Origin of the sequence: Streptomyces sp. NPDC006283 (genome assembly GCF_040613325.1) — a bacterium.
Classification (GTDB): Bacteria; Actinomycetota; Actinomycetes; order Streptomycetales; family Streptomycetaceae; genus Streptomyces.
In genome coordinates this window covers 1-4,770 of sequence record NZ_JBEXRZ010000337.1, presented here as the reverse complement: position 1 = coordinate 4,770, position 4,770 = coordinate 1, and the positions used below count along the sequence as shown (strand labels likewise).

The following is a 4,770-nucleotide window of genomic DNA, read 5'->3' as shown; positions in this document are numbered from 1 at the left end:
GTCCTTGACCAGGGCCTTCAACACGATCGCGTCCATCTCGGGCGTGATCTCGGGGTCGAAGTTGCTGGGCGGCTCGGCTCGCCGGTGCCGGAGTAGATGCGCCCTCAGCGGCTGCCGCGCTCTCGGTGCCTGCCGGGCCTGCCGCAGGCTTCTCTGCAGGTGCGGCCGCCTCTGTCTCGCGCGCGGCACCGGCGCCACCGCTCTTCACGCCTGCCGCTGCCGGGCCTTCGGCCTTCGCGTCCGCGGCGATATCCGCGCCCCCGGCGGCGTCAGCGGACTTCCGGCCAACGGCCCCCGCCGAAGCCGCGGCCCCGGCCGACGCCTCGGCGCCCTCGGAGTCGGCCGCGTCCTGGGTCGCACCGTTGGGCGGCGTTGTGCCGCTGTCCTGCGTCTTCGTGGGGCCGCCCGTGGCGTCACCGGCTTCGGCGTCCACGCCGGCCGCGCTCTTGGTGTCCTTGTCGTCGCCGGCGTGAGCGTTCTCGCCCACGGCCTCGGGGGCCACGTCGGCATCGGCGGACTTCGAGTCCGCCGCGCCCGCGGCAGAGCCCGCACCCTCGCCGGTGAAGCCGGCCCCCCGCTGGGGCTCCCGCGACTGCTCAGCCTCCGACATGCGTCCCCTCTGCGATCCCTGATCTTCGCCCGCGCCTGCCGCTTTCCGCGCGATGCGGTAACCCGCCCTGGCAGAGCGCCCATTGTCCCTCACTCCGGGACCGGTATGTCGCCCGGGTCCACCCTGTGGAGCACTCGGGCACACACCGATGTGGCACCCACCATGCCACTACTCGTCGTAAAGCCCACCCCCGCACTGGTCGGAGGCGTGTCCGCTCCCGCCAACGGCCCCCGCCTCGGCCCGGCTTGCGCCACATCAGGGTTCGACGCAGCCGGGCACCTGCACCTGCCCGAAGGCCAAGGGGCGGGAGGGATCAGAGCGGCACGATCTCAGGTGCTCCCAGCCGCGCCGCGTCCGCCGTCAAGTCGTCCGGCTGCCGCTGCGACTCACGCTCCGCCTCCACCCGCTTCTCGTAGTGCTCGACCTCCTTCTCGATCTGGGCCTTCTCCCAGCCGAGCACCGGAGCCATCAACTCCGCGCACTCCCGGGCGCTGCGCGTCCCCCGGTCGAACGTCTCGATCGAGATGCGGGTGCGTCGGGTCAGCACGTCGTCGAGGTGACGGGCACCTTCGTGTGACGCGGCGTAGACGATTTCGGCCCGCAGATAGTCGTCCGCGCCGCCGATCGGTTCGCCGAGCGACGGGTCGTCCGCGATGAGGTCGAGCAGTTCCTCGGTCATCGCGCCGTAGCGGTTCAGCAGATGCTCGACGCGCACCACATGAAGGCCCGTGCGCGCCGCGATCCTTGCTCTGGCGTTCCACAGGGCGCGGTAGCCCTCCGCACCGAGCAGGGGGACGTCCTCCGTGACGCACGCGGCCACCCGCTGGTCGAGGCCGTGCACTGCCGTGTCCACAGCGTCCTTCGCCATCACGCGGTACGTCGTGTATTTCCCGCCGGCCACGACCACGAGCCCCGGCACGACGTGCGCCACCGTGTGCTCCCGCGACAGCTTGCTCGTCGCGTCCGACTCGCCGGCGAGCAGCGGCCTCAGACCCGCGTACACACCCTGGACGTCGTCCCGGGTGAGCGGCACGGCGAGCACCGAATTGACGTGCTCCAGCAGGTAGTCGATGTCGGCGCTGGAGGCGGCGGGGTGCGCCTTGTCGAGGTCCCAGCCGGTGTCCGTCGTGCCGATGATCCAGTGCCGGCCCCAGGGGATTACGAACAGCACCGATTTCTCGGTCCGCAGGATCAGCCCGGTCGTGGAGTGGATGCGGTCCTTGGGCACCACGAGGTGGATGCCCTTGGACGCGCGCACATGGAACTGTCCGCGCTCCCCGATCAGCGCCTGGGTGTCGTCGGTCCACACTCCTGTGGCGTTGACGACCTGGCGGGCGCGGATCTCGTACTCACCGCCTGCTTCGACGTCGAGCACCCGGGCACCGACGACCCTCTCGCCCTCCCGGAGAAAGCCGTTCACCCTGGCGCGGCTGGCGACGTGGGCCCCGTAGCTCGCGGCCGTGCGCACCAGGGTCGTCACAAAGCGGGCGTCGTCCATCTGGGCGTCGTAGTACTGCAGGGCGCCGATGAGGGCGTCCTTCTTCAGCGCGGGCGCCACCCGCAGCGCCCGCCGGCGCGAGAGGTGGCGGTGGACGGGCAGCCCTCGCCCGTGGCCGGAGGACACCGACATCGCGTCGTACAGCGCGACGCCCGAGCCCGCGTACAACCGCTCCCAGCCCTTGTGCTGGAGCGGGTAGAGGAACGGCACCGGCTTGACCAGATGCGGGGCCAGCCGCTCCAGCAGCAGTCCGCGCTCCTTGAGGGCCTCTCTGACCAGGGCGAAGTCGAGCATCTCCAGATACCGCAGTCCGCCGTGGATGAGCTTGCTGGACCTGCTCGACGTGCCCGACGCCCAGTCGCGCGCCTCGACCAGGCCGGTGGACAGGCCACGGGTCGCCGCGTCGAGCGCGGTGCCCGCTCCGACGACGCCGGCGCCCACCACGAGCACGTCCAATTCACGCTCGGCCATCCCGGCGAGCGCCTCCGCGCGCTCTTCGGGTCCCAGTGTCGCTGTCCTCACTGTTGCCTCCCGTCGCCCCCGTGTGTCCCCTGCGGTCGGTCTCACAACATCGAACTCACACTGTCGATTCTGTCCGCACTGGCCGACTTCAGCCACTGCCTGTGGATAACACTCGGTAGACCACAAGCCCACAATGCGACATAACGTTCATATTTACGCCTAGTCTGACATTGCGCCTGCCCGTTCCGCCCACAGGGCTTGCGTCCTCTGTCCCCTTCGGCTATGGGAAGGACGGCCACCGCCATGCCCGCAGATCTCGCCGTCATCGGACTCGGACACCTCGGTCTGCCGCTCGCCCAGGCCGCCGTGGCCTCCGGCATCGAAACCATCGGCTACGACCCCGACCCGCGCCAGCTCGCGGAGCCCGCCGCGGGGGTGACACCCGCCGACATCCGGCGCATGCTCTCCGGCGGTTTCCGCACCGTCACCGACCCTGCCGAGCTCGGCCGGGTACGCACGGCGGTCATCTGCGCCCCCACCCCGCCCGGCGCTGACGGCACGCCGGACCTGACCCCGCTCGCCGACGCCGCACGGGCCCTCGCGTCCCGCCTGCGTCCCCACACCACCGTTCTGCTGGAGTCGGCCGTCGAGCCCGGCACCACCGAGGACTTCCTGCGCCCGCTGCTCGAGGAGGGCTCCGGTCTGCGCGCCGGCCGGGACTTCCACCTCGCGTACTCCCCCAGCCGCACCGATCCCGGCCGCCGCACGCACGGGTACGCCAACACCCCCAAGGTCATCGGCGGCCTCACACCCGCCTGCACGGAATCCGCCGCCGCGTTCTACGCCCGCCTCACCGACAAGGTGGTCCGCGCGCGCGGACTGCGCGAGGCCGAGACCGTCAAGGTCCTGGAGACGAACTTCCGGCACGTCAACATCGCCCTGGTCAACGAGATGTCGGTGCTCTGCCACGACCTGGGCGTCGACCTGTGGGACGTCATCCGCTGCGCGGAGACCAAGCCCTTCGGCTTCCAGGCCTTCCGCCCCGGCCCCGGGGTCGGCGGCCACGGCGTCCCCATGGATCCCGGACACGCCCCCGACCGCCCCCTGCGCATGGTCGGCCTCGCCCAGGAGATCAACGCACGCATGCCCCAGTACGTGGTCCGGCGCTGCGCCACCCTCCTCAACGAGCACGGCAAATCGGCCCGGGGCGCCCGCGTGCTGCTCCTGGGTGTCACCTACAAGCCGGACCTCGCCGACCTCCAGGGCTCACCGGCCACCGAGCTCGCCCGCCGCCTGACGGACCTGGGCGCGTCCGTCAGCTACCACGACCCCTACATCCACGACTGGCGCGTGGACCAAGTCCCGGTCCCGCGTGCCGAGTCGCTCTACGAGGCCGCCGCTGCCGCGGACCTGACGGTGCTGGTGCAGCACCACCGCACGTACGACCTCCAGGGCCTGGCGGTCAAGGCCCAACTCCTGCTCGACACAAGGGGAGCGACGCCGGCCGGGGCGGCACACCGCCTCTGAGTCACTTTCAGGAGCCCGCCGCCGCCTGTGCAACGGTCGCATAACCGAATGTCGCTCCGTCCGACCGGACTGCTAGTCTCCGGGACCGCCGCCCGCACGCTCGTGCGAGGCGCTCGATTCCCAGGGGGACATTCACCATGAGCCAGCCCGTCACGCCGCCGTCCGGCAACCCGTTCGCCGGCGGCGAGCAGTACGCGCCCGCCCCGCCGCCCGCGCCGGTGCGCAACAACGTCGGCCTCGGCATCCTCGCCGCCGTCGTCGCAGCCCTGGTCAGCGCCGGCGTGTACGGCGCCATCGCCGGTTCGATAGAGCGCGAGATCGGCTACGCGGCCATCGGTGTCGGCTTCCTCATCGGCTTCGCCGCAGCAAAGGTCGGCGGCCGGAACCCGGTCCTGCCGGTCATCAGCGCCGTCCTCGGCATCGGTGCCGTGTACCTCGGCCAGCTGGTCGGTATCGCGATGATCCTCAGCGACATCGGCGGCTCGTTCGGCGAGGTCTTCTTCCAGCACTTCGGCGACCTGACGGACGTGTGGAAGGAAGCGGCGGACGGCATGACGTACGTCTTCCTCGCCATCGCCGCGCGTCGAACTTCTCCTGGGGGTCGGACGGGTCCAGGTTCTCCACGTTGTACGTCGCCACCGCCAGCTCGCCGCTCCGCTGCGGGCGGGTCCTC

3 protein-coding genes and 1 pseudogene are annotated in these 4,770 nt (G+C 71.2%); 2 read left to right on the top strand and 2 right to left on the bottom strand.

Annotated elements, in window-relative coordinates:
* Positions 1-610 (bottom strand): annotated as a pseudogene (locus tag ABZ070_RS35360) (hypothetical protein); the annotation flags it as partial.
* A gap of 313 nt (positions 611-923) precedes the next feature.
* Positions 924-2,630 carry a glycerol-3-phosphate dehydrogenase/oxidase gene (locus ABZ070_RS35355; protein WP_356640070.1) on the bottom strand — a complete coding sequence of 569 codons (1,707 nt, stop codon included), beginning with the start codon at positions 2,628-2,630 and terminating at the stop codon, positions 924-926.
* A 243-nt stretch (positions 2,631-2,873) separates the two neighbouring features.
* On the opposite strand from ABZ070_RS35355, the gene ABZ070_RS35350 reads away from it, so the two are divergent.
* On the top strand, positions 2,874-4,097 hold the full coding sequence (locus tag ABZ070_RS35350; protein WP_356640068.1) for a nucleotide sugar dehydrogenase: 1,224 nt from the start codon (positions 2,874-2,876) through the stop codon (positions 4,095-4,097).
* 137 nt (positions 4,098-4,234) lie between these two features.
* On the top strand, positions 4,235-4,770 hold a 536-nt coding region (locus ABZ070_RS35345), incomplete at its 3' end, for a hypothetical protein (protein ID WP_356640072.1).

Excerpts from the sequence above, each read along its gene's own strand:
- ABZ070_RS35350 (WP_356640068.1), top strand. The coding sequence starts at position 2,874 with ATGCCCGCAGATCTCGCCGTCATCGGACTCGGACACCTCGGTCTGCCG.